We start from the raw sequence: 23,892 nt of genomic DNA, 5'->3' as shown, positions 1-23,892 counted from the left end.
CGATGCAGTTCGGACGCACCTACGAGGAGTTCGAGGTCGGGGCGACGTACAAGCACTGGCCGGGCAAGACGGTCACGGAGTACGACGACCACCTGTTCTGTCTCCTCACCATGAACCACCACCCGCTCCACATGGACACCAACTACGCCGAGAAGACGACGGACTTCGGCAGGAACGTGGTGGTCGGGAACTACGTCTACTCGCTGCTGCTCGGCATGTCCGTGCCGGACGTCTCCGGCAAGGCGATCGCGAACCTGGAGATCGAGTCGCTCAGGCACGTGGCGCCGACCTTCCACGGCGACACGATCTACGGCGAGACGACGGTGCTGGACAAGTGGCCGTCGAAGTCGAAGAACGACCGCGGCATCGTCCACGTCGAGACCAAGGGCTACAAGCAGGACGGCACCCTGGTGTGTGTCTTCCGCCGCAAGGTCATGGTGCCCACCGAGACGTACATCAAGGAGCGCGGCGGCGAGCAGCCCGGCCGCCCGGAACCGAAGCAGCAGGAGAAGTAGGCCATGGCCCGTCTCGCCCAGACCGCCGGTCTGACCGACGTCCAGCAGGAGATCCTCTCCACCGTCCGGGACTTCGTCGACAAGGAGATCATTCCGGTCGCGACCGAGCTGGAGCACCGCGACGAGTACCCGCAAGCGATCGTGGACGGCCTGAAGGAGCTGGGTCTCTTCGGGCTGATGATCCCCGAGGAGTACGGCGGCCTGGGCGAGTCGCTGCTCACCTACGCGCTGTGCGTGGAGGAGATCGCCCGCGGCTGGATGTCGGTGTCCGGCATCATCAACACCCACTTCATCGTCGCGTACATGCTCAAGCAGCACGGCACGCCGGAGCAGAAGGAACACTTCCTGCCGAGGATGGCGGCCGGCGACGTCCGCGGCGCCTTCTCGATGTCGGAGCCGGGGCTGGGCTCCGATGTGTCGGCGATCACCTCCAAGGCGGTCAGGGACGGCGACGAGTACGTCCTGAACGGCCAGAAGATGTGGCTGACGAACGGCGGCACCTCCTCCCTCGTGGCGGTCCTGGTCCGCAGTGACGAAGGCCACCCCGAGGGGACGGCTCCCCACAAGTCCATGACGACCTTCCTGGTCGAGAAGGAGCCGGGCTTCGGCGAGGTCCGCCCGGGCCTCACCATCCCCGGCAAGATCGACAAGATGGGCTACAAGGGCGTCGACACCACCGAGCTGATCATGGACGGCCTGCGGGTGCCCGCCGACCGGGTGCTCGGCGGCGTCACCGGCCGCGGCTTCTACCAGATGATGGACGGCGTCGAGGTCGGGCGGGTGAACGTGGCGGCGCGCGGCTGCGGTGTCGCCCAGCGCGCCTTCGAGCTGGGCGTCCAGTACGCTCAGCAACGGCACACCTTCGGCAAGCCCATCGCCCAGCACCAGGCGATCCAGTTCAAACTGGCGGAGATGGCCACCAAGGTGGAGGCCGCCCACGCGATGATGGTCAACGCCGCACGCAAGAAGGACTCCGGGGAGCGCAACGACCTGGAGGCCGGGATGGCCAAGTACCTGGCCTCCGAGTACTGCAAGGAGGTCGTCGAGGACGCCTTCCGGATCCACGGGGGCTACGGCTTCTCGAAGGAGTACGAGATCGAGCGCCTGTACCGTGAGGCCCCGATGCTCCTCATCGGTGAAGGTACCGCCGAGATCCAGAAAATGATCATCGGCCGCAGGCTGCTCGAAGAGTATCGTTTCCAGGGCTGATTGTCCTGATACGGGGTGTTTTCTTCGAGAAGAAGATCACACCCCGTAGGCATTGTTCAGCCGCTCTTCGGCCGCCGACTCGGCCTTCTGGCTTGCCCAGTTGCGGCCCCCGACCGGTACGATCCCGGAAAGCCGCCGTCCCCCGTCATACCGCGCGGCATCATCCGCTACGAAGGTCATCCATGCCCCACAGCCAAACCTCTGCACATCGAGACAGCCTGGCCGGCGTACGCCTCGCGCGCGGAGCATCGCCGTGGCTCCTCCCGACCGTCGCCACCGCAGCCCTCAGCCTGGCCCGCGCCCGCCGCTCGGGTGCCGCCAAGGCCGTCGCCGTGCCCGCCACCGCGCTCGCGGCGGGCATGCTGTGGTTCTTCCGCGACCCCGAGCGCGAGATCGCCACGGGCCGGGTCATCTCGCCCGCCGACGGTGTGGTGCAGAGCATCATGCCGTGGAAGGACGGTCGCACCCGCGTCGCGATCTTCATGAGCCCGCTCAACGTCCACGTCAACCGCGCGCCCCTCGCGGGCACGGTGACGTCGGTCGAGCACATCCCCGGCGGCTTTGTTCCGGCGTTCAACAAGGAGAGCGAGAACAACGAGCGCGTAGTCTGGCATTTCGACACCGAACTCGGCGACATCGAGATGATCCAGATCGCCGGCGCGGTGGCCCGCCGCATCGTGCCCTACCTCCCCGAGGGCACGAAGGTCGAGCAGGGCGACCGAATCGGTCTGATCCGCTTCGGCTCGCGTGTCGACCTCTACCTGCCCGAGGGCGTGGAGGTCGCGGTCGAGGTCGGACAGAAGACCGTGGCTGGGGTGACTCGCATTGACCGTGATTGATCCGGAGACCCAGGCGGGCTGGGTGCCCGAGGCCGACGAGGTGGACGAAGAGGAGGAGATGCCCCTCTCTCTGCGCCTGTCGATAGCGGACACCCTCACGCTCGGGAACGCCACCTGCGGCTTCATGGCGGTGTACTTCACCACCACGGGCATCCTGATCCCGCACCTGACGGGCAAGGACGAGTCCGCGGGCATGGCACGCCACAGCGCCGCCACGGCCGTCATCCTCATGCTCTGCGCGGCCGTCTTCGACCTGTTCGACGGGCTGGTGGCCCGCAAGCTGCGCTCGTCCCCGATGGGCGCGGAGCTGGACAACCTGTCCGACCTGATCAGCTTCGGACTGGCGCCCGCGTACTTCGTCCTCGTCTACGGCATGGTCGCCGACGACGCTCACCAGCGGATGGCGGCGCTGGGCGCGATCGTGGTGCTGCTGGCGGTCGTGCTCAGACTCGCCCGCTTCTCCTGCGTGACGATGAAGGACGGCATGTTCCAGGGCATGCCGTCGCCGTTCGGCGCGCTGACGGTGGTCTCGATCGTGCTGCTGGAGCTGCCCTTCGTGGCGACGCTGCTGGCCATCCTGGGCACGGCGTGGCTGATGGTGAGCCGCGTGGAGTACCCGAAGCCGCGGGGCCGGCTCGCCGGGGCCATGCTGTCCTGGATCGTGCTGTCCATGGGCCTGCTGGCCGCCTGGGCCTTCGACGCGCCCAGCGGTCAGCTGCTGCTCCAGACGGGCTGCGCCCTCCAACTGGTCATGGGCGCGGTGATCCCGCTGTTCGCGACGGCCCGGCGGGTGAACAACTTCCGCGACAACCGCCGTGAGGCGCGTGCCGCGCAGCTGCCGTAGCCTGACCGCGGCGCCCGTAGCTCGTACGAGGGGGCCCCGGACCGCCAGACGGTCCGGGGCCCCCTCGCTTTGCGTCCACCGCCCTGGGGCGGCCCGCCGCGGGCTCAGCCCAGGTGGTCCCGGGCGATGCGGACGGCGACCCGCTCCAGGATCGGCCCGGCGTCCGCGATGCACGTGGCCACGTCCGGTTCCACGGACGTCAACGGGTACGCCCACTCGATCCCGGCCGCCAGCAGCGCCTCCTCGGACAGGGCCAGCCGGCCGCACACCGCCACCACCGGCCGGCCCGCGGCGCGCGCGGCGGCGGCCACCCCCGCCGGCGCCTTCCCGTGCAGCGTCTGCTCGTCCAGCGACCCCTCACCGGTGATCACGAGCGAGGCCCGCTCCAGCGCGGGCGCGAAGCCGAGGACGTCCAGCATGACCTCGATGCCGGCGCGGAAGCGGGCGCCCAGGAGCAGGGCGCCGTACCCGATGCCGCCCGCCGCGCCCGCGCCCGGCGCCAGCGCGTACTCGGCGGCCCGCGCCCCCACGGCCGCCTCCAGCACCTTCGCGTAGTGCGCGAGCGCCGCGTCCAGGGCGTCCACGTCGTCCGCTGAGGCGCCCTTCTGCGGGCCGTACACCGCCGGTGCGCCCTTCGGCCCGGTCAGCGGATTGTCGACGTCGCTCGCCAGCACCAGTTCGACCGACGACAGCCGGGGGTCGAGCCCCGACAGGTCGGCGCGGGCCAGTTCGGCGAGTCCGCCGCCGCCCGGGGGCACCGGCTCGCCGTCCTCGTCCAGGAAGCGGGCGCCGAGCGCCGACAGCATCCCGGCCCCGCCGTCCGTGGTGGCGCTGCCGCCGACGCCGAACACGATCGTCCGCGCGCCCGCGTCCAGCGCGGCGCGCAGCAGCTCCCCGGAGCCGTACGTCGAGGCGGTCAGGGGCGCGAAGACACCGGCGGGCAGGCGCTGCAGGCCGCTCGCCTCCGCCATCTCCACGACCGCGGTGGTGCCGCGCAGCGCGTACGCGGCCGTCACCTCCTGTCCGAGCGGCCCGGCGACGCGCACCTCGCGCCGCTCGAAGCCGGCCGCGACCGCCGCGTCCACGGTCCCGTCGCCGCCGTCGGCCACGGGCAGCGCCTCGACCGCCAGGTCCGGTACGACCCGGCGCAGCCCGGCCGTCACCCGCTCGGCGACCTGCACGGCCGTGAGCGAGCCCTTGAACTTGTCCGCGGCGATGAGCACCCGACGGGGCTCGTTCCCGCTTGCGTCCGCCACCTTGCTTTCCCCTTGCTCTCCGGGCCCCGCGCACGTCAGGGCCAGTCGCGCCGCTGCGACCTTAACCTCAGCGGGCCCCCGCCGTCATGCCCCGACCGAAGGCTGGGAAGCGGCTGGGAACGGGCCGGGGGCAGGGAGAACACCGGGAAGGCGGCGTGCACGGCGGCCGCCTCGCCCGGATGCCGGGGCACCGTGCTCGGCGAGCCGGCCGAACTGCGAGGTACGGATCCGCGACCGCGGCGACCGCTCGGAGCCCCGGGGCCGGAGCGGATCCGCGCCGGACGCGCGGGGGACCCCCGACAGCGGGCTCGGGGTCATCCCGGCGGGCAGCCGGCTCGCCCGGACCGTACGCCGGGTCATGGCCCCGCACGAGTCGGGGCCGGGCTGGGAGGAGACGCCGGCGACGCCGTCGGGGGAGGCCGCCGGGCCCACGGTACGGGCGGGGCGGGCGCGGGCTCGGTGGCCGGGGTGCGCGCCGGTGCGGGCGGGGTCATGGCCGGGTGGACGCGACCGCCGGAGGACACCGTCCGGAGTGCGGTGTCCGGCTTCGCCGGGGCACGGACCAGTGCGCCGGCGGAACGCATCCTGCGCCCGGCGACGGGCCGGGCCGTGGCCGTGCGGGCGGTGGTTACCCTTCCCCCATGACCACGACTCCTGACTTCGCCACGTACATCGCGAGCCTGCCGCGCGTCCTCGCCGGTGCCGCCGCGCTCTTCCGGGACGCCGAGGGGCGGGTGCTGCTCGTCGAGCCCAACTACCGCGAGGGCTGGGCGCTGCCGGGCGGCACGATCGAGTCGGACGACGGGGAGACCCCGCGCCAGGGAGCGCGCCGGGAGACGCTGGAGGAGATCGGGCTCGACCGGGAACCGGGCCGGCTGCTGGCCGTGGACTGGACGCACGGCGCGGGCCGGCCGCCCCTGGTGTCGTACCTCTACGACGGCGGTGTCGTCGCGGACGCCGACCTGAAGGCGATCCGGCTGCAGGAGGAGGAGCTGCTGTCCTGGCGGCTGGTCCCGCGCGAGGAGATCCCCGACCACCTGCCCGGCGCCCTCGGCCGCCGCGTCCTGACCGCCCTGGACGTCCTCGCCGACGGCTCCGGCACGGCCGAACTGGAGAACGGCCACCGCGTGGCGTGAGCGGCCCCGGCGGCATCGGTTTTTCACTCGCGGGTCTCCGGTCCCCGGGCCTACCCTCGACGCCATGACCAAGCCCCTCGTCGCCGTGCTCACCGGTGCGGGTGTCTCCACCGACTCCGGCATCCCGGACTACCGCGGACCGAACGGCCTGTGGCGGCGGGACCCGGAGGCCGAGAAGCTCGTCACCTACGAGTACTACATGGCCGACCCGGAGATCCGTCGGCGGTCCTGGCGGATGCGGCGCGAGAACCGCACGCTGGGGGCCGAGCCGAACGCCGCTCACCGGGCCCTCGCCGAGCTGGAGCGCTCCGGCATACCGGTGCGGGTGATCACGCAGAACGTGGACGGACTGCACCAGCTGGCCGGACTGCCCGCCCGCAAGGTGCTCGAACTGCACGGCAGCGCACGGAGTTTCGTGTGCACCGGCTGCCATGCGCGCGGGCCGATGGACGACGCCCTCGCCCGGGTGGAGGCCGGTGAGGACGACCCGGCCTGCCAGGTGTGCGGAGGCATCCTGAAGTCCGCGACCGTGATGTTCGGCGAGCGGCTGGACCCGGTGGTCCTCGGCGAGGCACTGGCGATCAGCAAGGCGTGCACCGTCTTCCTCGCCGTCGGCAGCAGCCTCCAGGTGCAGCCCGCCGCCGGCCTGGTCGGCGTCGCCGCCGACCACGGCGCGCGTCTGATCGTCGTCAACGCCGAGCCGACGCCGTACGACGAACTGGCCGACCAGGTCGTCCGGGAGCCGATCGGTACGGCGCTGCCCCCGCTGCTGCGCGGGCTCGGACAGGGGTTCGGCGACTAGTGCCCCGGCAGGCGACGTTTGCCCGTCGAGGAGCGGCGTCCGGTGCGTGCTGTCGGCGTGCCGGTCGGAAGTCCTCGTACTGGGCGTACTCGGGGCTTTCGGCCGGTGCGGCGAGTGGGGGCACCTCCCGCGCGGCGGGGGAGCGTGCCGGGCGTCGCGACGGGGCGCACGTTGCCTGCCCGGGCACTAGAACAGGGCCGTCCCCCGCTCGAAGTCCAGCAGGCGGCGCTTGCGGTCCAGGCCGCCGCCGTAGCCGGTGAGGTCGCCGGCCGCGCCGATGACGCGGTGGCAGGGCACGATGATGCCGACCGGGTTCCTGCCGTTGGCGAGGCCGACCGCGCGGGAGGCCTTGGGATTGCCGAGGGCGTCGGCGAGTTCGCCGTAGGAGCGGGTCTCGCCGTACGGGATGCGGGCCAGCTCGGCCCAGACGCCGCGCTGGAACGGGGTTCCGGTCAGGCGCAGTTCGAGGCTGAACTCCTTCAACTCGCCCGCGAAGTATGCCGCCAGCTGCTCCTCGGCGGCGGCGAAGCAGGGCAGGTCGTCGTCGCGGGCGCCGAAGTCCTCCTCGGGCGGGCGGTGCCGCTGGCCGGTCATGTACAGCCCGCACAGGACGCCGTCGGGGTCGGCGACCAGGGTGAGCAGGCCGTACGGGCTGTCGATCAGGGTGTGAGACGTCACGGTCGAACCTTCTTACACGGGGAGGAAGTTGATCGGATGGCTGTCGGTGGCCCACAGGTACTGCACGGCGTAGGCCCGCCAGGGCCGCCAGGCCTCGGCGCGGGCCGTGAGCGCGGCGGGGGTGGCGGGCAGCCCCGACTCGCCTGCGGCGCGCCGGATTCCGAGGTCGGTGGGGAGGAAGGCGTCGGGGTCGCCGAGGGCCCGCATGGCGATGACGTCGACCGTCCAGGGGCCGAAGCCGGGCAGGGCGAGCAGCCGTGCGCGGGTCTCGCCCCAGTCGGACTCCACGCCCAGGTGGAGGGTGCCGTCGGCGAGTCGGCGGACGAGGGTGGTGAAGGTGGTGCGCCGGGTACGGGGCATGGCCAGGGCCTCGGGGTCGACGCCGGCGAGGGCCTCGGACGACGGGAAGAGGTGGGTGAGTCCGCCCTCGGGGTCGTCCAGCGGCTTGCCGTACCGGGTGACCAGGCGGGCCGCGTGGGTGCGGGCGGCGGCCGTGGAGACCTGCTGTCCGAGGACGGCGCGGACGGCGAACTCGGCCTCGTCGACCGTGCGCGGCACCCGGCGGCCCGGTGCCTTGTCGACCAGGGGCGCGAGGAACGGGTCGGTGCGCAGTTGGTCGTCGACGGCGACCGGGTCGGCGTCCAGGTCGAGCAGGCGCCGGCAGCGGCTGATCGCCACGGTCAGGTCGCGCAGGTCGCTGAGGGTGAGCCGGCAGGCGATGTGGTCGGGGCGCGGGGCGAGGGACACGATCCCGTGGCCGTACGGCAGCCGCAGCGTGCGCCGGTAGGCGCCGTCGCGCCACTCCTCGACGCCGGGTACGGCGGTGGCGGCGAGGTGGCCGAAGAGGTTGTCGGGGTTGAGCGGGGCGCGGAACGGCAGTCGCAGCGAGAGAGTGCCGGGGGCGGGCGCCGGGCCGCTGCGGGGCGCCCGCGCGCGCAGGTCGCTCGGGGAGAGGGCGAAGACCTCGCGGACGGTGTCGTTGAAGGTGCGGATGGAGGAGAAACCGACAGCGAAGGCGATCTCCGCCATGGGCAGCGCGCTGGTCTCGATGAGCAGCCGCGCGGTCTGGGCGCGCTGGGCGCGGGCGAGCGCGAGGGGGCCCGCGCCCAGCTCGGCGAGGACCTGCCGCTCGACCTGGCGGGTGCTGTAGCCGAGTCGGGCGGCGAGGCCGGGCACGCCCTCGCGGTCCACGACGCCGTCGGCGATGAGGCGCATGGCGCGGGCGACCACGTCGGCGCGCTGGTTCCACTCCGGGGAGCCGGGGCTGGTGTCGGGCCGGCAGCGCTTGCAGGCCCGGAAACCGGCCTGCTGGCAGGCGGCCGCGCTCGGGTGGAAGGTCATGTTCTCCGGCTTGGGCGGGACGACGGGGCAGCTGGGCCGGCAGTAGATCCGGGTGGTCAGGACGGCCGTGAAGAACCATCCGTCGAACCGCGCGTCCTTGGAGCGCACGGCGCGGACGCAGGTCTCCCGGTCGAGGTGCGTGGCTGTCTGCATGCCTCAAGGATCGGCCACCGGGTCGCTCGCTCGCTGGCGGAAATCCGACATCAGCGTTCCGGGGCCTGCCGGGTTGTCTCTTGCTCCTGCCTCGTTCGGGGCCGTACGCCGGTCTACCGGCGCGGGGCGCGGGGGCCTTGTCCGACGCGGTGCCCGTCGGTGTCGCGGAGGGCACGGCTCTGGCCGTTCCCTTCGCTCCTCTCCCGGAATCCGGCGATCCACTCTGCGGTGTGGCGCAGGCCGCCGAAGGTGTAGAAGTGCACCTTGACCGTACCGTGCCGCTCGGGGTCGTAGCGGTCGGCGAGAGCGTGCAGGAAGCGGTCGGGGCCGGTCGTGCCCATGAGGTTGGTCAGCGAGAAGCCGTACTTGCGGGCGACGGAGGCGCTGGTCGCGACGCCGAACCGGGTGGCGTAGCCGAGCAGCCGGCGCACGCCCGCCGGGCCGGGCACGCCGACGCGGACGGGGAGGTGGACACCGCGGGCGCGGGCGGCCTCCAGCCAGGTGAGGACCGGGTCGACGTCGAAGCCGAACTGGGTGATGACGTCGCCGGTGAAGCTGTGCGCGCCGATGGCCGCCGCCTTGTCCGTGAGCGCCGACCAGAGGGTGCCGTCGGCGATCGCGGGATGGCCCTCCGGGTAGCCGCTGATGCCGACGTGCCGGACGCCGTGGAGCTGGAGCAGTCCGGTGCGCAGGACGGCGAGGGAGTCCTCGTAGGGGCCCTCGGGCCGGGCGGGGTCGCCGCCGACGACGAAGACGTTCTCGGCGGTGCCGTCCTCGGCGAGGGCGGACAGGAACTCCTCCAGGGCACCGCGGGAGGGCAGGCGGCGTGCGGAGACGTGCGGCACGGGCACGAAGCCGAGCCGCTTGACCGCGCGGGCGGCCGCGCGCCGCGTCGCGAGGTCCTCGCCGGCGAGGAAGGTGATGTTGATCCGGGTACCGGGCGGAATGCCGTCCCGCGCCTCTTCCAGCCGGGACACGTCCTTCCCGGTCATCTCCAGCGAGAAGTCCTCCAGCAGAGCGGCACCGACCGCCGGCATGACGGTGGACCCGGTGTTCATCGCGCTCCTCGTACGGCGGTGGCGGTGACTGACGCTGTGGCCCGTGGCTGTGCTCGTGGCCTCGGCCGATGATGTCACGGGGGTGGGGTGGGGCTGGGAGGTGGGTGGCTGGGGCTGTCGCGTGCGGTGACGTGAACCCGGTGCCGGAGAGTTGCCGGGGTGGGCCCGGGTGCCGGCCGGCTGCGCGCCCGTCGGACCACGAACGCCGGCCGCCCGCCGGGGACGGTGACTGCCGGACGGCGGCCCCGCTGCCGGGCAGGCGACGGCGGCTCCGCGACCGCGCACGGGAGGGCGAGGCGGCGGGCCGGGAACGGCAGAGTGGCAGGCCGGAAACGGCAGGGCGCAGGCCGGCCGGGAAAGACCAGACGGCGGGCCCAGGACGACCGCGCGGCGGGCCGGGCCAGCCGGGGCACTCCCCGGCCGAGGACGCCCAGCCAGCGCGCGCCAAAGACCGCGGGGCCACTACCAAGCCCACGACGACCGGGCCAGCCAGCCAAAAGACCGCCGCAACACCACCGAGCCGAAGACGACCAGCCGGCCAAAGACCGCCGCGACCCGACCGAGCCACAGACCGCGGGCGCACCACCGGTCCAAGGACGACCAGCCGGCGAGCCGAAGACAGCGGCCACGCTGCCGGGGCGGGACGAGCGGTCGACGAGCCGGGGGATGGCGGGGATGCCGCCGGGTCGGAGACCGCCGGGCTGCGGGCCGCGGCCCGGGGGTGTCAGGGGGCCGGGTTCAGGGGGTCGTCCACGACGCCCGCCAGGCGGCCCGCCTCGTCGGTCGGGGCGAGGCCGGGGTCGAGGGCGCCGGCCACCTCCGTCAGGGCGGTCAGGGCCGGGACCAGGCCGGCGCGCTCGGGTGCGGGCAGTCGCTCGACCAGGGCCCGGATCTCCGCCCGGCGGTGGCTGAGGACGCGGTCCACCAGGTCCTCACCGGCACGGGTCAGCCGTAGGACGACCTCGCGGCGGTTGTCCGGATTCACCCGCCGGTCGGTGAGGCCGAGGCCCTCCAGGCGTTCGGCCATGCGCAGCGCGGTGGACGGGGTGACACCCAGGGTCGCGGCCATCGCGGCGAGTTTGATCGGGCCGCACGCGTGCAGGGCGACGAGGGAGCGCAGCTGGGGCAGGGTCAGCGGCACGTCGACGGAGCCGAGGGCGCGGGCGGACAGGGCGACGATCAGCCGGGAGGCCGCCATCACGGCGACGGTGACTTCCTCAGCCTCCCGGTCCAGCGCCTCGTCCGACGGACTCTCCGACCCCGGGCCCGACTCCGGTCCCTGCCCCTGCTCCCGGTTCCCCGGTTCCGGTCCCGATTCCGGTCCTCGCGCCCGGCCCCGCTTCCCCGCACCCGGTGCCGGAACGGGTTGCGGCCGGGCCTCCCGACGGGAGGCCCGGTCCGGGGCGCTGTCCTGCTGGGCCATGGCTCCTCTTCCTCCGATTCTGTCCATGATTCGGACATCCTCCCTCACCCATGGCGACCATTGCAGACTGCAATGATAAGCTCCGGGCATCCGGTCCGAGCGGGCGCGTGGGAGCCGGTGCCGAAGGTGATGACGATGAGATCCGAGCCGATCCACGAAGCCTATTCCTTCGTGTGTCTGCGCTGCGGGCACGCCTGGGAGGGCGCCTACGGCATCCGGCACGTCCGCGATGCCGCCGGGTGTCTTCGCGCCGCGTACTACGTGCGCGGCGGGATTCGCGTGCCCTCCCCGCTCACGGCGAACACCTGCCGGGTGTGCGGCGGACACCGGATGCGGATCCTGCGCCAAGGACGGGTCGACTCCGCCCGTGCCGTACCCCGGAACGGGTGACGGGGCCTCCCGCCGCCCCACCCGCACGCCCTCACCCTCTCCGCTTCCCCAAGACGTCCACTCGCGCGGGCAGCGTCGCCCGCGCCCAGCCCCCCTGCCGCCGTACGCACGCGACATCGGAGAGCCCATATGCCCTCCTCAGCCGGATCCACAGCCCCCGGCCGCCACCGACCCGCCCTGAAGATCCCGCACCCGGGCGACTTCCACGTACCCCCGCGCGTCGTGGTCATCACGGCGCTCGCCATCCCCGTCGGCGCCGTCGCCGCGCTGGTGGCGGCGTGCCTGCTGAAGCTCATCGCGCTCATCACCAACCTGGCCTTCCTCGGCCGCCTCGGCGTGGGCACCGCCGTCCCGCGGACACCCCGCACCGCTGGCTGCTGGCCGTGATGCCGGTCCTGGGCGGCCTCGTCATCGGGTTCATGGCCCGCTACGGCTCGGACAAGATACGCGGCCACGGCATGCCTCGTGGTACACCTACTCGCCCACCCGCGTCCGGTACCCCCATGTACGCGGTGTGCTCCTGGAGTTGTACCGCGAGGCCCGCGCCCGGCTCGGCGATCCCGTGGCCGCGTGGGCGGAGGTCACCGGGGATCCGGTGAAGCGGCGGCGCTACCAGTCGGCGCGCGGCAAGGGCGGCCTGGTGCGGGTGGGCTGGCAGGAGGCGCTGGAGATCGCGGCAGCCGCACACGCGCACACCATCGCCGCCCACGGCCCCGACCGGGTCGCCGGCTTCTCCCCGATCCCGGCGATGTCGATGCACGCCCTGCTCGCCCTGGGCCTGTTCGCGCTGTGGCCGTTCAGCCGCCTGGTGCACGCTTTCACCGCCCCGCTCGGCTACGTCGTACGCCCCTACGTGGTCTACCGCTCACGGGGCGGAGCGCTGCCCGCGCGGCGGTGACGCGGGAGAGCGAACCGCACGGAGGATCAGCGCAGTCGGGCGCCGAACGCCTCGTACGCCCGGTCGTCGAAGAGGACGAACCGAACCTCCTCGACGGCCGTGTCCGTGGCTCGCACCGTCTCCACCGCGATCCGGGCGGCGTCCTGAAGCGGCCAGCCGTAGACACCGGCGGAGACGGCGGGAAACGCGACCGTGCGGGCACCCAGCTCGTCCGCGACGCGCAGGGACTCCCGGTAGCAGGAGGCGAGCAGCTCGGAGCGGTCCTCGTCCGGTACGAAACGCGGGCCCACGGTGTGGATCACCCATCGGGCGTCGAGGTCACCGGCCGTCGTGGCCACCGCCCGGCCTGTCGGCAGCCCCTTGCCGTACCGCGAGGCGCGCAGGGCGCGGCACTCCTCCAGGATGGCGGGACCGCCCCGGCGGTGGATGGCGCCGTCCACACCCCCGCCGCCGAGGAGGGAGGAGTTGGCCGCGTTGACGATGGCGTCGGCGCTCTGCCGCGTGATGTCGCCCCGGACGAGGGTGATGGTGGTCATGTCTGCCTCAGTCTGCGCCATACGGCCTTGGCCGCGTTGTGCCCCGACATGCCGTGCACACCGGGTCCGGGCGGGGTGGCCGAGGAGCAGATGAAGACGGCCGGATGGGGCGTGTGGTAGGGGAACAGGGACAGTCTGGGGCGCAGCAGCAGCTGGAGCCCGGAGGCCGCGCCGCAGGCGATGTCCCCGCCGACGTAGTTGGCGTTGTGGGCGGCCAGCTCGGCGGGGCCGGCGACGGCGCGGGCGAGCACGCGGTCGCGGAAGCCCGGGGCGAACCGCTCCAGCTGGCGTTCGAGCGCGTCGGTGAGGTCGCCGGACCAGCCGTTCGGCACATGGCCGTAGGCCCAGAAGACCTGCTTGCCCTCGGGCGCCCGGGTGGGGTCGACGATGCTGGGCTGCACGGTGATCAGGAACGGCCGGTCGGGGGCGCGGCCCTCGCGGGAGGCGGCGCGCAGGGCGGTGCCGATCTCGGCGTGGCTCGCGCCGAGTTGGACGGTGGTGGCGACGCGCGCCTCGGGAGCCGCCCAGGGCACCGGGCCGTCCAGCGCGTAGTCGATCTTGAAGGCGGCGGCGCCGTAGCGGTAGTGCGCGTAGGTGTCGCCGAAGCCGGCGATGCGGGCCAGGGCGGTGGGCGAGGTGTCGAAGACGTACGCGCGCGCGGGCGGCAGGTCGTCCAGGCGCTTGACCTCGTAGTCGGTGTGCACCGCGCCGCCGAGGTCCGCCAGGTACGCGGCGAGGGCGTCGGAGATCGCCTGGGAGCCGCCGCGCGGCACCGGCCAGCCGCGGGCGTGCGCGGCCAGCGCGAAGACGAGGCCGATGGCGCCGGTGGCCAGGCCGTCGAGCGGTGACATCACATGGGCGACCAGGCCCGCGAAGAGGGCCTTGGCCCGCTCGTCCTTGAAGCGGCGCGTGAGCCAGGTGGACGGCGGGAGTCCGGCCAGGCCGAAGCGGGCCAGGGTGAGGGGGTCGCGGGGAAGCGCGGTCAGGGGCAGGGACATGAAGTCCCGCACGAGGGTGTCCCAGCGGGCGAGGAACGGCTCGACCAGCCGGCGGTAGGCGCCCGCGTCGCGTGGCCCGAAGGAGGCGGCCGTCTCGGCCACCGAGCGGGACAGCACGGCCGCGGTGCCGTCGGGGAAGGGGTGCGCCATCGGCAGCTCGGAGTCCAGCCACTGAAGGCCGTAGCGGTCGAGGGGAAGGGCGCGGAAGGCCGGGGAGTTGACGCCGAGGGGGTGGGCGGCCGAGCACGGGTCGTGCCGGAAGCCGGGGAGGGTCAGCTCCTCGGTGCGGGCACCGCCGCCGACGGTGGACCTCGCCTCGAACAGCGCCACGGCGAAGCCGCGCCGGGCCAGCTCCACGGCAGCGGTCAGCCCGTTCGGCCCCGCCCCCACCACGACCGCATCGAGCATCGACGGCACCTTCGGACCCCTTCGTCAGCCGATGGCCACTCGGGATCAGGATATGCCGCACCTCTGACACCGCCCGGAACCGGGTGGCCGGGCGCACCACCGGATGTCCGGAGGGGCTTGCCTCGGGGGCCGGCCGGGGAGACGAGTGGCATGGGGTGGCGCGGCGGTCGCCGGATACCCGTGTGGGCCGGCGCCGGGTGCGCGCGACGGCCGCCGGAGCCGGGGCGGCCGCGGCACGGTCCGACCCGGGGCACGGGCGCCACAGACGCCGCCGCAGGCGGGGTACGCGGGCGTGGGGCGGACCGGTCTGGTCAGGGGGCGGTGCGCAGCAGTCGCGCCACCCGCTCGGCGGTCACCGTGTCGCGGGCCGCCGTGAAGGGCAGTGCGTTGCCTCCGGTCACCCGGAACGGTTCGCCGTCGCGGGTGAGGTGGGCGCCGCCCGCCTCCTCGACCAGGAGCAGGCCCGCCGCGTGGTCCCAGGCGGCTTCCCAGGAGAACGCGACGGCGTCCGACTCGCCTCTGGCGACGGCGAGATACTCCAGGCCCGCAGAGCCGCACGGGCGGGGTGCGAGGCCGTCGGTCCACAGGACGCTCAGGGCGTGCTTCTCCTCGTCGGTGGTGTAGTCCGGGTGGGAGGTGGCGACGACGAGGTCCCGGCCCGGCGCGGGCGGGCCCGCGAACAGGCGCTCGCCGTCGAGGAAGGCGCCCCGGCCGCGGACCGCGGTGGCCATCTGGCCGCGCGCCGCGGCATAGGTCCAGGAGGCCAGCACGACGCCCCGCCGGGCGAGCGCGACCAGCGTGCAGAACCCGTCGTCGCCGCGCACGAACTGGCGCGTGCCGTCGACCGGGTCGACGATCCAGACCAGGGCGTCGTCCTGGAGCGCCTCGTACGTCGCCGGGTCGGCGTGCACCGCTTCCTCGCCGACCACGACCGAGCCGGGCAGCAGGGCACCGAGCGCCTCGGTGAGCCGCTTCTCGGCGAGCCGGTCGGCGTCCGTCACCAGGTCGTGCGGTCCGCTCTTCTGGTCCACCTCGTCCTCGGTGAGGCAGCGGAAGCGGGGCAGGATCTCGGCCGCGGCGGCCGTGCGCACCGCCTCCTCCACGTCGGCCGAGCGGCGGGCGAGAAACTCGTCGATGGTTTCCGTCATCTCTTCGATCATGCGTCCATGAGAGCACACCCCACTGACAATCCCCTCCGGCCCGGTGCACATCGGATGGAATCGGGATGAAGGGCAGGGGACGCCGTCACCGGCCGACCGCGTACCCCTGCATCCCGCGCGGGTTCGCCGCCGCCGACAGCACGCCCGTCCCGGGGTCGCGGGCGACCGCGCACAGGCGGCCCTCGGACCAGGCGGGGCCCACGGTGACGTCGTGACCGCGCCGCCGCAGCTCCTCCACCACGCCGGGGTCCATGCGGGACTCCACGGTCACGCTGCCGGGGTGCCGGCCGCGCGGGTGGAAGGAGCTGGGGAAGCTGTCGTTGTGCCAGTTCGGGGCGTCGATGGCGCCCTGCAGGTCGAGGCCGCCGCGGACGGGGGCGCGCAGGGCGGCGGCGAGCAGGAAGTGCAGCTGCCACTGGTCCTGCTGGTCCCCGCCGGGCGTGCCGAACGCCAGGACCGGTACGCCGTCGCGCAGCGCGAGGGACGGGGTGAGGGTGGTGCGCGGGCGGCGGCCGGGGGTGAGGGAGTTCGGCAGTCCGCCCTCCAGCCAGGTCATCTGCAGGCGCGTGCCGAGCGGGAAGCCCAGCTCGGGCACGACCGGATTGGACTGGAGCCAGCCGCCGCTGGGCGTGGCCGCGATCATGTTGCCCCAGCGGTCGACGACGTCCAGGTGGCAGGTGTCGCCGCGGGTGGTGCCGTCGGCCGCGACGTGCGGCTCGCCGGGGAGCTGGGCGACCGTCGGCTCGCCCGCGCCCATGGGGTCGAAGCCGAGGCCCTCCCCGCGCTCCACGCGCGCGTACGCCTGCGCCGGGAGCCGGGGAGTGCGTCCGCCGGGGCTGCCCGGCCGCAGCTCCCAGGAAGCCTCGGCGTCGACCAGGGCGCGCCGGCCGGTGTTGTAGTCCCGCGACAGCAGCTCGGTGAGCGGCACGTCGGCGGCGTCGCCGTACCAGGCCTCGCGGTCGGCCATGGCGAGCTTGCAGTTCTCGATCAGCAGATGGACGTAGTCGGCGGTGCCGTACGGGGGCAACTCATCGGGGAGCAGGGCGAGTTGCTGGAGGAGGACCGGGCCCTGGCTCCAGGGGCCGGCCTTGCAGACGGTCCAGCCGTCCCAGTCGTGGGTCACCGGGGTCTCGTAGGTCGCCGACCAGCCGGCGAGATCTGCCTCGGCGAGCGTGCCTTTGTGCCGTTCGCCGCTGGTGTCCAGGGTGGGCCGCCGGGACTGGCGCACCAGGGCCTCGGCGATGAAGCCGGAGCGCCACACCGCGCGCGCGGCGTCGATCCGCGCCTCCCGGTCCCCGCCGCTCGCCGTCTCGGCCAGCAGCCGCTGCCAGGTCGCGGCCAGGGCGGGATTGCGGAACCGCTCGCCGGGCCGGGGCGGCCGGCCGCCGGGCAGGTACACCTCGGCGGACGAGGTCCACTCCGTCTCGAACAGCTCCCGCACGCTCTCCACGGTCGCGCCGAGCTTCTCCACGGGCGCGTGCCCGTGCTCGGCGTAGCCGATCGCGTACTTCAGGACGTCGTCGAGGCCCTTGGTGCCGTGGTCGCGCAGGAGCAGCAGCCAGGCGTCGAAGGCGCCGGGCACGGCGGCCGCGAGCGGCCCGGTGCCGGGGACGAGATCGAGCCCGAGGCCCCGGTAGTGCGCGACGGTGGCGCCGGCCGGGGCCACGCCCTGTCCGCACAGGACGCGCACGTCGCCGCCCGCCGGGGCGAGCAGGATCGGCACTTCGCCGGCCGGACCGTTCAGGTGCGGCTCGACCACGTGCAGCACGAACGCTCCGGCCACGGCGGCGTCGAAGGCGTTGCCGCCGTCCTCCAGGACCGCCATCGCCGACTGGGAGGCCAGCCAGTGGGTGGAGGACACCATGCCGAAGGTGCCTTGAAGCGTGGGTCGAGTCGTGAACCGCATCTGTCACCTCGTGTGTGTGCGCCGGCCGGCCTGTCCGACATCAAAGCAGTCCGCGGCCGGCACCGTGCCGCCCCGGACAGCGGCGGCATCCCCCAAGGGCGGTTCACTCGCTCACCCCGGCAGCCTCACAAGACCTGCATTGGCATGACCTTGACCAGGCCGAGAGGGCGGCCGCATGGTGAACCAACCGGCCTACAGCTGACCTGACACGTCGTCTGTCAACGCTGTTTTTCGTCATGTCCGGCCCTTTCCGAACCGCCTGAAACCGCACGGAGGCTTGATGCAGCCAAGCGAGATACCCCGCCAATCCCTGGTGATCCACCGCCACCGACCGAGACGCCGGGTGCGGCGGACGGCGGCCGCCCTCACCGCGGTGCTCACCCTCACCGTCACCGCCCTCACCGTCGGTCTGGCCGACGGCGCCCAGGCCGCCGGCCTCCCGTCCGCCCCGCGCGCGTCCGGCTCCGCGAGTACGGCGGACTTCGGCTGTGACCGTCCCGTGCGGGCGGGACAGGCCCGCTGTTTCGGGGTCATGAAAGCCCACCGCACCCCCTCGGGCCGCATGTCACCGTTCACCACCGGATCCCCGACCACGACGGGGTACGTACCGTCCGATCTGCGGTCCGCCTACAAGCTGGGCAGCGCCTCCGGGTCCGGCCGGACCGTGGCGATCGTCGACGCCATGGACGACCCGAACGCCGAGTCCGACCTGGCCGCCTACCGCAGCGCCTACGGTCTGCCGCCGTGCACCACCGCCAACGGCTGCTTCAGCAAGGTGAACCAGAGCGGTCAGGCGGCGCCGCTGCCCTCCGGTGACTACGGATGGGCCGAGGAGATCAGCCTCGACCTCGACATGGTCTCCGCGGCATGCCCCGGCTGCCACATCCTCCTGGTCGAAGCGAACTCGACGAACGTCCCGGACCTCATGAGGGCCGAGGACACCGCCGCCGCGACACCGGGCGTCGTGTCCGTCTCCAACAGCTGGGGCGGGCCCGAGGACAACACCGTCACCTCCTTGGACTCGCACTTCGACCACCCCGGCGTCGCGATCACGGCGAGTTCGGGCGACTCCGGCTACGGCGTCTCCTGGCCGGCGTCCTCCCCGTACGTCACCGCCGTGGGCGGCACCTCGCTGAGCAGGGCGTCCAACTCCCGCGGCTGGACCGAGACGGCCTGGAGCGGCGCGGGCTCGGGCTGCTCGGCGTACGAGGCCAAGCCGTCCTGGCAGCACGACTCCGGATGCGCCAAGCGCGCCGTCGCCGATGTGTCCGCGGTCGCCGACCCCAACACCGGGGTGGCGGTCTACGACACGTACAGCAGCTGCGGTGGCGCGCTGTTGTGCGACACCGAGCTGCAACTCGGTCTCGCCCAGGGTGCCGACGGATGGGTCGAAGTCGGCGGCACCAGCGTCGCGTCGCCGATCATCGCCGGCGTCTACGCACTGGCCGGAAACACCTCTCAGGTCGCCGGCGGCTCGTACCCGTACGGTCACACGTCGGCGCTCAACGACGTCACGTCGGGCAGCAACGGCTCCTGCGGCGGCAGTTACCTGTGCACCGCGGGTCCGGGATACGACGGCCCGACCGGCCTCGGCACACCCAACGGCACCGGCGCCTTCTGACGGCGGCGCCCTCGGGCGGGCCAGGGCTGGGCCCGCGTCGCACCCCTGCGGCGCGGGCCCAGCCCTTGTCGCGTGTCTAGCCGGCCGGGACGCCGGCGTCCCGGCCCGGCACACGGACCACAGAGGGGTGACGCGCCTAAGGCGGCGACCGACCACCGGCCACCGCGCCCCGCGCGAACCGGGACGTCCGCGGTCGGGGAACACGGCGGCGGGCCGGGCCGTTGATCCCGTGGGTGGGGAAGGACGGCGGGAGTACGGAGGCCCGGACGGTGCACGGTGAGTACAAGGTGCCAGGCGGCAAGCTCGTCGTCGTGGACGTGGAGGCCGAGGACGGCGTGCTGCGGCACGCGCGCGTGGCGGGCGACTTCTTCCTGGAGCCGGACGAGGCGCTGGACGCCGTGAACCGCGCGCTGGAGGGCGCCCCGGCGGACACGGACGCGGCGGGGCTGGCCGCGCGGATCGACGCGGCACTGCCCGCGGGGACGGTGATGTACGGCCTGACCTCCGAGGGCGTCGGCATCGCGGTGCGCCGGGCGCTCGCGCACGCCACGGACTGGACGGACTACGACTGGCAGCTGATCCACGAGAGCCCGCAGCCGCCCGCGCTGCACATGGCACTGGACGAGGTGCTGACGGCCGAGGTCGCCGCGGGCCGCCGCCCGCCGACCCTGCGGGTGTGGGAGTGGGGCGCCCCGGCGGTGATCATCGGCAGCTTCCAGTCGCTGCGCAACGAGGTGGACGCCGAGGAGGCCGCGCACCACGGCATCGAGGTGGTGCGGCGGATCTCCGGCGGCGGAGCGATGTTCGTCGAGCCCGGCAACACGATCACGTACTCGCTGTCGGTGCCCGACTCCCTCGTGCAGGGCCTGTCCTTCCAGGACAGCTACGCCTATCTGGACGACTGGGTGCTCGGCGCCCTCGGCGACATGGGCATCAAGGCCTGGTACCAGCCGCTGAACGACATCGCCACCGACCAGGGCAAGATCGCGGGCGCGGCGCAGAAACGGGTCGTGGGGCCCGGCGGGGGTGCGGGGGCCGTGCTGCACCACGTGACGATGTCGTACGACATCGACGCCGACAAGATGCTCCAGGTGCTGCGCATCGGCCGGGAGAAGCTGTCGGACAAGGGCACGCGCAGCGCGCGGAAGCGGGTCGATCCGCTGCGCCGGCAGACGGGGCTGCCCCGCGAGGCGGTCATCGACCGGATGATCGAGTCGTTCCGCGCGCGGTACGGCCTGGCGCCGGGCAAGGTCACGGACGAGGAACTGCGGCGGGCCGAGGAGCTGGCCCGGACCAAGTTCTCGTCGGCGGAGTGGACGGCACGGGTGCCGTAGCCTCCGGCTCCCCCGTGGGACCGGTTCATCAACCGGTCAAGGACTGCCCCACGCTCGGCCAAGCGGTCGTATGAGTTCCGTGTACGTCCGCTCCGGCACCCCGACATAGCCGGATTTGCCCCGTTGCCCCGTGGCTAACGTGGTCGGGCCCGAGAGCCACGCGAGACACGGGGAAGAAGGTGACGGCGGTGGGGGCGCCGATACGTTCACGGCTGCACGATTTCCTGGAACCAGAACCGGCGGGGGGCGGCCTCGCGCAGCGGACTCCCGAGCCGCGCCGCTCGGCGCTGCTGGACCTGGTGGACGCCGCACCGCCGCCCCGGCCGGACACGGACGCCCGGCCGGGGCCCAAGCCGGGCGTCCCCGCCTACCACACACCGGTGTTCGTCCCGGCGCATCCCCGGTCCGTCGCGGGCACGGGCACGGACGGCCGCCCGGCGCGGGTGCCCTTCATCGTCTGTGAGCTGTTCGCCCACCCGTCGCACGGCACCGTGGCCTTCGCCTTCACCACGCTGGACAGGCTGGTGGCGGCGCTCGGGGAGGCGCAGCCGTGGATCGCCGGTTCCCTCGGCCCACTGGCCGAAGGGATGGAAGAGCACGGCGCCACCGTCCTGCTCGATCCGCGGATCGCGCCCTCGGCACCGAACTGGCGGCCCGAGGACCTGGTCGCCTACGCACGGGAGGTACGGCGGTGACGGCCGACTTCAAGGTCATCTACGACGACCTGTCCACCCTGGCGAAGACGTTCCACGACGAGTCCGGCACCTACCGGAAGCTGGCCCCCGACGTGTCACCGCCCGTGGTGAGCGGTGGCGACCCGGGCCTGGACGACGCGATCAAGGAAGTCGCCGACCTCATCGTCAGCATGCACCTCGCGCTCGCGGACCGGCTGGATGAGCACGGTGACAAGGCCGCGTACGCGCGTGACTCCTTCCACCGGCACGACGTGGACATCCACGGTGTCTTCGACGACCTCACGGACGGGCTGCACTGATGGGCGACAGCTGGGTGGGCGGCGACATCGACGGCCTGCACACGATGGCCAACACGTACAAGAACGCCAAGGGCAAACTCGACGACGTCGTGAAGCCGCTCAGCGGAGCCGTCGAGAAACTGGCGGGCGACTCGGGCTGGACCGGCGACGCGGCCCAGACGTTCCGCGCCAAGTGGAGCGAGGACCAGATCACGGCCGGCGGCTTCGCCGAACTGGTGCACCAGGCGGGCGAGATCCTGGGGACGCTCGCCGACGCGCTGTCGACGTGCGAGGCGTCCCTCCACAACGCCCAGTACATCGCCTCCGGCAAGGGGGTCGAGACGGACGACAAGGGCATGCCCAAGGACCGCGTGTCGGCCGATCCGCCGAGCGCGCAGGACCAGAAGGCCCTCTCCGCGAAGAACGACTACCTCGCGGCGCGCGCCCACATCCTGCATACCGCCCAGCACGCGCGGCTTCAGGCGGCGGAGCAGTTGCAGGGGCTGTACGACCAGGTGACGGCGCCGGACCCGGCGACCGCCGGGGACAAGGTCACCATCGCGGACTATCTGCGGGGCCTGTACGCGTACGACGCCGAGGACGCGCGGGCCGGCGGCAAGGAGGCCCGCGCGAAACTCGACGACGCCAAGAACGCGGCGCAGGCCGCGAAGAAGGAACTGCGGGCGGAACGCAGGGCGTACCAGAAGGCGGGCCAGTCACTGCCCAAGGACCTGCCCGCCAAGAGCGCCTACCGCGACGCCGTCACCAAGGTCGACTCCCTGGAGGAGGCCATCGCCCGTGCCGACAACGGCAGCACCGCGCTGCCGTACGACCGGGCGCTGAACGTGAAGCTGGCCGACGCGGCGGACGCGCTGCGCGCGGGCGAGAGCCTGGAGAAGGTCCCGGACTTCCTGAAGGAGATCCCGGTCCTGGACGTCGCCGCGGCCGGTGCCTGCGGGCTGCTGGAGGCGAAGGGCGACCATGACGCGGGCTGGTCGTGGCAGCGTTCGGTCGCGACCGACGGCGGGGCCAACGTGGCGGGCCTGGTGGCCGGTACGGCGATCACGGCGGGTCTCGTGGCCGCCGCGCCGTTCGACGTGCCCGTCGCGGTGGCGGCGGGGGTCGGCGGTGCCGTCGTGATCGGCGCGACCGGCATCATCGACCACTCCCTCCACGAGCACTGGAGCGAGGACATCCACGACCACGGTGTGGTCGGCGGCGTGCTGACCGGCACGGGACACGTGCTGTCCAAGACCGGCGACGATTTCGTTCGACTGAAAGACGACGTGTGGCATGGCATCAAGAGCATCTTCTGAGGGCGGGGCCGCCGCGGCCCCCGTCAGGATCCCCGCTGTGCAGGGACTCGGGACCACCTGGTACGAGCGCGGCCCGCGCTACTGGCTGCGCCGTGCGCTCAGTGCCGTCCTCTGGCTCGCGGTCCTGGCCTTCTGCTGCTACATCGCGCTGGTTCTCTACGGCAGTTTCCGCGGCAGTCTGTCGCCGACGCTCCGCACGGTGTGGGACTGGGCGCAGGCCGTGCTGTCCGTCGTGGCCCTGGTGTGGGGGTGGCTGGTACAGCGCCGCGACCACCGCAGGAAGCTCCTCGACCCGCCCACCCCCGACGAGTTCCGCGCCGCCAAGCGGGACGAGGCCCGCCGCTCCACAGGTCTGGCCGTCGCCGGCCGCTTCCTCTGGCTGGTGGCCGCACCCGTGCTGCCGGCACTGGCCGCGTACGCCGTCGGCTGGACCGCCGGCATGCTCACCGTCCGCGAGTACCCCAGCGAGGTCGGCGCCCGCCGCTGGCTCCAGGAGCACCCCGCCGGACGATGACGCGGAGCCCCCACCCACAGGCTGACATCCCGTCCCTGCCGAAGCTGGGCAGGACCTGGTACAGACGCGGTGCCCTCTACTGGCTCTCGCGTGCCCGTACGACCGTCGCGATGCTGCTCATCATGGCCATGTTCTGCTGGTTCGCGGTCGCCCTCTACGCGGGGTTCAGCAGCGAATGGCCGCCGACCGTGCGCCGGGTCTCCGACGCGGTACAGGTGGCCGCCGGGTGCGTCGCCGCGTTCCGGGGCTGGCTCAGGCAGCGCCGGGACCACCGCAAGGCCCTTCTCGATCCGCCCACCCCGCAGCAGACCCGGCTGGCCAAGCAGGACCACGATCGGCGGGTCCCCGGCCGGATCGCCCTCGGCCGCGGTCTGGTGCTGATCGCCGCGCCCGTCATGCCCGTGTTCGCGGCCTACTTCGTCGGCTGGATGCTCGCCTGGCTCACCGTCCGCGAATACCCCTCCGAAGTCGGCGGCCGCCGCTGGCTGGCCACGCATAACGGGCAGAGTGGTGCGGTCGCGAAGGGGATGTCGTGACCGTACGGCCACACTGCGAGTTTTCACTTCCGCCCCACACGCAGTCGT

26 protein-coding genes are annotated in these 23,892 nt (G+C 73.2%); 16 read left to right on the top strand and 10 right to left on the bottom strand.

The window, feature by feature from the left end:
- Nucleotides 1-2: 2 nt before the first annotated feature.
- Nucleotides 3-515 carry a MaoC family dehydratase gene (locus ACZ60X_RS06790; protein WP_469594160.1) on the top strand — a complete coding sequence of 171 codons (513 nt, stop codon included), beginning with the start codon at nt 3-5 and terminating at the stop codon, nt 513-515.
- Nucleotides 516-518: 3 nt separating this feature from the next.
- Nucleotides 519-1,724 (top strand): acyl-CoA dehydrogenase family protein, encoded by a 1,206-nt coding sequence (locus ACZ60X_RS06785; protein ID WP_469594158.1) that lies wholly within the window; start codon nt 519-521, stop codon nt 1,722-1,724.
- A gap of 36 nt (nt 1,725-1,760) precedes the next feature.
- Here ACZ60X_RS06785 and ACZ60X_RS06780 read toward each other — a convergent pair whose 3' ends face one another.
- On the bottom strand, nt 1,761-1,904 hold the full coding sequence (locus ACZ60X_RS06780) for a hypothetical protein (protein ID WP_469594156.1): 144 nt from the start codon (nt 1,902-1,904) through the stop codon (nt 1,761-1,763).
- A gap of 2 nt (nt 1,905-1,906) precedes the next feature.
- On the opposite strand from ACZ60X_RS06780, the gene ACZ60X_RS06775 reads away from it, so the two are divergent.
- Together ACZ60X_RS06775 and pssA are read left to right on the top strand one after the other, a co-directional pair.
- Complete coding sequence (locus ACZ60X_RS06775; protein ID WP_469594154.1) at nt 1,907-2,563, top strand: phosphatidylserine decarboxylase; 657 nt, start codon at nt 1,907-1,909, stop codon at nt 2,561-2,563.
- 22 nt (nt 2,564-2,585) lie between these two features.
- Nucleotides 2,586-3,407 carry a CDP-diacylglycerol--serine O-phosphatidyltransferase gene (gene pssA, locus ACZ60X_RS06770; protein WP_469594426.1) on the top strand — a complete coding sequence of 274 codons (822 nt, stop codon included), beginning with the start codon at nt 2,586-2,588 and terminating at the stop codon, nt 3,405-3,407.
- A 104-nt stretch (nt 3,408-3,511) separates the two neighbouring features.
- On the opposite strand, the gene ACZ60X_RS06765 is transcribed toward pssA, so the two are convergent.
- Nucleotides 3,512-4,630: a glycerate kinase gene (locus ACZ60X_RS06765; RefSeq protein WP_469594423.1), complete on the bottom strand. Its 1,119-nt coding sequence runs from the start codon at nt 4,628-4,630 to the stop codon at nt 3,512-3,514.
- A gap of 674 nt (nt 4,631-5,304) precedes the next feature.
- Here ACZ60X_RS06765 and ACZ60X_RS06760 point away from each other — a divergent pair.
- Together ACZ60X_RS06760 and ACZ60X_RS06755 are read left to right on the top strand one after the other, a co-directional pair.
- Entirely contained in the window at nt 5,305-5,799 is a 495-nt protein-coding gene (locus ACZ60X_RS06760; RefSeq protein WP_469594152.1) for an NUDIX domain-containing protein, read from the top strand.
- Nucleotides 5,800-5,863: 64 nt separating this feature from the next.
- Complete coding sequence (locus ACZ60X_RS06755; protein ID WP_469594150.1) at nt 5,864-6,601, top strand: SIR2 family NAD-dependent protein deacylase; 738 nt, start codon at nt 5,864-5,866, stop codon at nt 6,599-6,601.
- Nucleotides 6,602-6,787: 186 nt separating this feature from the next.
- Here the strand turns inward: ACZ60X_RS06755 and ACZ60X_RS06750 are convergent, their stop codons facing one another.
- The 4 genes from ACZ60X_RS06750 to ACZ60X_RS06735 all read right to left on the bottom strand — a co-directional run bounded on the left by ACZ60X_RS06750 (nt 6,788) and on the right by ACZ60X_RS06735 (nt 11,029).
- A complete protein-coding gene (locus ACZ60X_RS06750) occupies nt 6,788-7,279 on the bottom strand; it encodes a methylated-DNA--[protein]-cysteine S-methyltransferase (RefSeq protein WP_469594147.1) in 492 nt (163 codons plus the stop codon).
- Nucleotides 7,280-7,291: 12 nt separating this feature from the next.
- Nucleotides 7,292-8,773, bottom strand: a complete 1,482-nt coding sequence (locus tag ACZ60X_RS06745; protein WP_469594145.1) for an AlkA N-terminal domain-containing protein — start codon at nt 8,771-8,773, stop codon at nt 7,292-7,294.
- Nucleotides 8,774-8,886: 113 nt separating this feature from the next.
- Nucleotides 8,887-9,831, bottom strand: a complete 945-nt coding sequence (locus ACZ60X_RS06740; protein ID WP_469594143.1) for a methylenetetrahydrofolate reductase — start codon at nt 9,829-9,831, stop codon at nt 8,887-8,889.
- A gap of 724 nt (nt 9,832-10,555) precedes the next feature.
- Nucleotides 10,556-11,029 carry a MarR family winged helix-turn-helix transcriptional regulator gene (locus ACZ60X_RS06735; RefSeq protein WP_469594141.1) on the bottom strand — a complete coding sequence of 158 codons (474 nt, stop codon included), beginning with the start codon at nt 11,027-11,029 and terminating at the stop codon, nt 10,556-10,558.
- 360 nt (nt 11,030-11,389) lie between these two features.
- Between ACZ60X_RS06735 and ACZ60X_RS06730 the strand changes: the two genes are divergently transcribed.
- The 3 genes from ACZ60X_RS06730 to ACZ60X_RS06720 all read left to right on the top strand — a co-directional run bounded on the left by ACZ60X_RS06730 (nt 11,390) and on the right by ACZ60X_RS06720 (nt 12,542).
- Nucleotides 11,390-11,644 carry a hypothetical protein gene (locus ACZ60X_RS06730; RefSeq protein ID WP_469594139.1) on the top strand — a complete coding sequence of 85 codons (255 nt, stop codon included), beginning with the start codon at nt 11,390-11,392 and terminating at the stop codon, nt 11,642-11,644.
- Between the two features lie 129 nt (nt 11,645-11,773).
- On the top strand, nt 11,774-12,031 hold the full coding sequence (locus ACZ60X_RS06725) for a hypothetical protein (protein ID WP_469594137.1): 258 nt from the start codon (nt 11,774-11,776) through the stop codon (nt 12,029-12,031).
- Nucleotides 12,015-12,542, top strand: a complete 528-nt coding sequence (locus tag ACZ60X_RS06720; protein ID WP_469594421.1) for a respiratory nitrate reductase subunit gamma — start codon at nt 12,015-12,017, stop codon at nt 12,540-12,542. The genes ACZ60X_RS06725 and ACZ60X_RS06720 overlap by 17 nt, the downstream gene beginning before the upstream one ends.
- Nucleotides 12,543-12,568: 26 nt before the next feature.
- On the opposite strand, the gene ACZ60X_RS06715 is transcribed toward ACZ60X_RS06720, so the two are convergent.
- The 4 genes from ACZ60X_RS06715 to ACZ60X_RS06700 form a co-directional block, all read right to left on the bottom strand.
- The gene (locus ACZ60X_RS06715; RefSeq protein ID WP_469594135.1) at nt 12,569-13,078 is read right to left on the bottom strand and encodes an O-acetyl-ADP-ribose deacetylase; all 510 of its coding nucleotides are present in this window, start codon (nt 13,076-13,078) and stop codon (nt 12,569-12,571) included.
- Nucleotides 13,075-14,493: a phytoene desaturase family protein gene (locus tag ACZ60X_RS06710; RefSeq protein ID WP_469594133.1), complete on the bottom strand. Its 1,419-nt coding sequence runs from the start codon at nt 14,491-14,493 to the stop codon at nt 13,075-13,077. Before ACZ60X_RS06710 ends, ACZ60X_RS06715 begins: the two co-directional genes overlap by 4 nt.
- 302 nt (nt 14,494-14,795) lie before the next feature.
- Nucleotides 14,796-15,644, bottom strand: a complete 849-nt coding sequence (locus tag ACZ60X_RS06705) for an inositol monophosphatase family protein (RefSeq protein ID WP_469594131.1) — start codon at nt 15,642-15,644, stop codon at nt 14,796-14,798.
- Nucleotides 15,645-15,729: 85 nt separating this feature from the next.
- A complete protein-coding gene (locus ACZ60X_RS06700) occupies nt 15,730-17,550 on the bottom strand; it encodes a gamma-glutamyltransferase family protein (protein ID WP_469594128.1) in 1,821 nt (606 codons plus the stop codon).
- Between the two features lie 280 nt (nt 17,551-17,830).
- Between ACZ60X_RS06700 and ACZ60X_RS06695 the strand changes: the two genes are divergently transcribed.
- The 7 genes from ACZ60X_RS06695 (at nt 17,831) to ACZ60X_RS06665 (ending at nt 23,844) form a co-directional block, all read left to right on the top strand.
- Complete coding sequence (locus ACZ60X_RS06695) at nt 17,831-19,171, top strand: S53 family peptidase (RefSeq protein WP_469594125.1); 1,341 nt, start codon at nt 17,831-17,833, stop codon at nt 19,169-19,171.
- 269 nt (nt 19,172-19,440) lie between these two features.
- On the top strand, nt 19,441-20,505 hold the full coding sequence (locus tag ACZ60X_RS06690) for a lipoate--protein ligase family protein (RefSeq protein ID WP_469594122.1): 1,065 nt from the start codon (nt 19,441-19,443) through the stop codon (nt 20,503-20,505).
- Between the two features lie 188 nt (nt 20,506-20,693).
- A complete protein-coding gene (locus ACZ60X_RS06685; protein ID WP_469594120.1) occupies nt 20,694-21,200 on the top strand; it encodes an SAV_915 family protein in 507 nt (168 codons plus the stop codon).
- Nucleotides 21,197-21,499 carry a DUF6317 family protein gene (locus tag ACZ60X_RS06680; protein ID WP_469594117.1) on the top strand — a complete coding sequence of 101 codons (303 nt, stop codon included), beginning with the start codon at nt 21,197-21,199 and terminating at the stop codon, nt 21,497-21,499. The genes ACZ60X_RS06685 and ACZ60X_RS06680 overlap by 4 nt, the downstream gene beginning before the upstream one ends.
- The gene (locus tag ACZ60X_RS06675; RefSeq protein WP_469594114.1) at nt 21,499-22,794 is read left to right on the top strand and encodes a WXG100 family type VII secretion target; all 1,296 of its coding nucleotides are present in this window, start codon (nt 21,499-21,501) and stop codon (nt 22,792-22,794) included. Before ACZ60X_RS06680 ends, ACZ60X_RS06675 begins: the two co-directional genes overlap by 1 nt.
- 37 nt (nt 22,795-22,831) lie before the next feature.
- On the top strand, nt 22,832-23,308 hold the full coding sequence (locus ACZ60X_RS06670; RefSeq protein ID WP_469594111.1) for a hypothetical protein: 477 nt from the start codon (nt 22,832-22,834) through the stop codon (nt 23,306-23,308).
- Nucleotides 23,305-23,844, top strand: coding sequence for a hypothetical protein (locus tag ACZ60X_RS06665; RefSeq protein WP_469594106.1), 540 nt, complete (start codon nt 23,305-23,307; stop codon nt 23,842-23,844). The genes ACZ60X_RS06670 and ACZ60X_RS06665 overlap by 4 nt, the downstream gene beginning before the upstream one ends.
- Nucleotides 23,845-23,892: the final 48 nt, after the last annotated feature.

Source organism: Streptomyces sp. NPDC104106 (assembly GCF_055584345.1).
This window is presented reverse-complemented; position numbering and strand designations above follow the sequence as displayed.

Coding starts and splice junctions, on each gene's coding strand:
- ACZ60X_RS06790 (WP_469594160.1), top strand. CDS start 3: ATGCAGTTCGGACGCACCTACGAGGAGTTCGAGGTCGGGGCGACGTAC.
- ACZ60X_RS06785 (WP_469594158.1), top strand. CDS start 519: ATGGCCCGTCTCGCCCAGACCGCCGGTCTGACCGACGTCCAGCAGGAG.
- ACZ60X_RS06780 (WP_469594156.1), bottom strand. CDS start 1,904: ATGACCTTCGTAGCGGATGATGCCGCGCGGTATGACGGGGGACGGCGG.
- ACZ60X_RS06775 (WP_469594154.1), top strand. CDS start 1,907: ATGCCCCACAGCCAAACCTCTGCACATCGAGACAGCCTGGCCGGCGTA.
- ACZ60X_RS06760 (WP_469594152.1), top strand. CDS start 5,305: ATGACCACGACTCCTGACTTCGCCACGTACATCGCGAGCCTGCCGCGC.
- ACZ60X_RS06755 (WP_469594150.1), top strand. CDS start 5,864: ATGACCAAGCCCCTCGTCGCCGTGCTCACCGGTGCGGGTGTCTCCACC.
- ACZ60X_RS06745 (WP_469594145.1), bottom strand. CDS start 8,773: ATGCAGACAGCCACGCACCTCGACCGGGAGACCTGCGTCCGCGCCGTG.
- ACZ60X_RS06740 (WP_469594143.1), bottom strand. CDS start 9,831: ATGAACACCGGGTCCACCGTCATGCCGGCGGTCGGTGCCGCTCTGCTG.
- ACZ60X_RS06735 (WP_469594141.1), bottom strand. CDS start 11,029: ATGGCGGCCTCCCGGCTGATCGTCGCCCTGTCCGCCCGCGCCCTCGGC.
- ACZ60X_RS06730 (WP_469594139.1), top strand. CDS start 11,390: ATGAGATCCGAGCCGATCCACGAAGCCTATTCCTTCGTGTGTCTGCGC.
- ACZ60X_RS06725 (WP_469594137.1), top strand. CDS start 11,774: ATGCCCTCCTCAGCCGGATCCACAGCCCCCGGCCGCCACCGACCCGCC.
- ACZ60X_RS06715 (WP_469594135.1), bottom strand. CDS start 13,078: ATGACCACCATCACCCTCGTCCGGGGCGACATCACGCGGCAGAGCGCC.
- ACZ60X_RS06705 (WP_469594131.1), bottom strand. CDS start 15,644: ATGATCGAAGAGATGACGGAAACCATCGACGAGTTTCTCGCCCGCCGC.
- ACZ60X_RS06700 (WP_469594128.1), bottom strand. CDS start 17,550: ATGCGGTTCACGACTCGACCCACGCTTCAAGGCACCTTCGGCATGGTG.
- ACZ60X_RS06695 (WP_469594125.1), top strand. CDS start 17,831: ATGCAGCCAAGCGAGATACCCCGCCAATCCCTGGTGATCCACCGCCAC.
- ACZ60X_RS06675 (WP_469594114.1), top strand. CDS start 21,499: ATGGGCGACAGCTGGGTGGGCGGCGACATCGACGGCCTGCACACGATG.
- ACZ60X_RS06665 (WP_469594106.1), top strand. CDS start 23,305: ATGACGCGGAGCCCCCACCCACAGGCTGACATCCCGTCCCTGCCGAAG.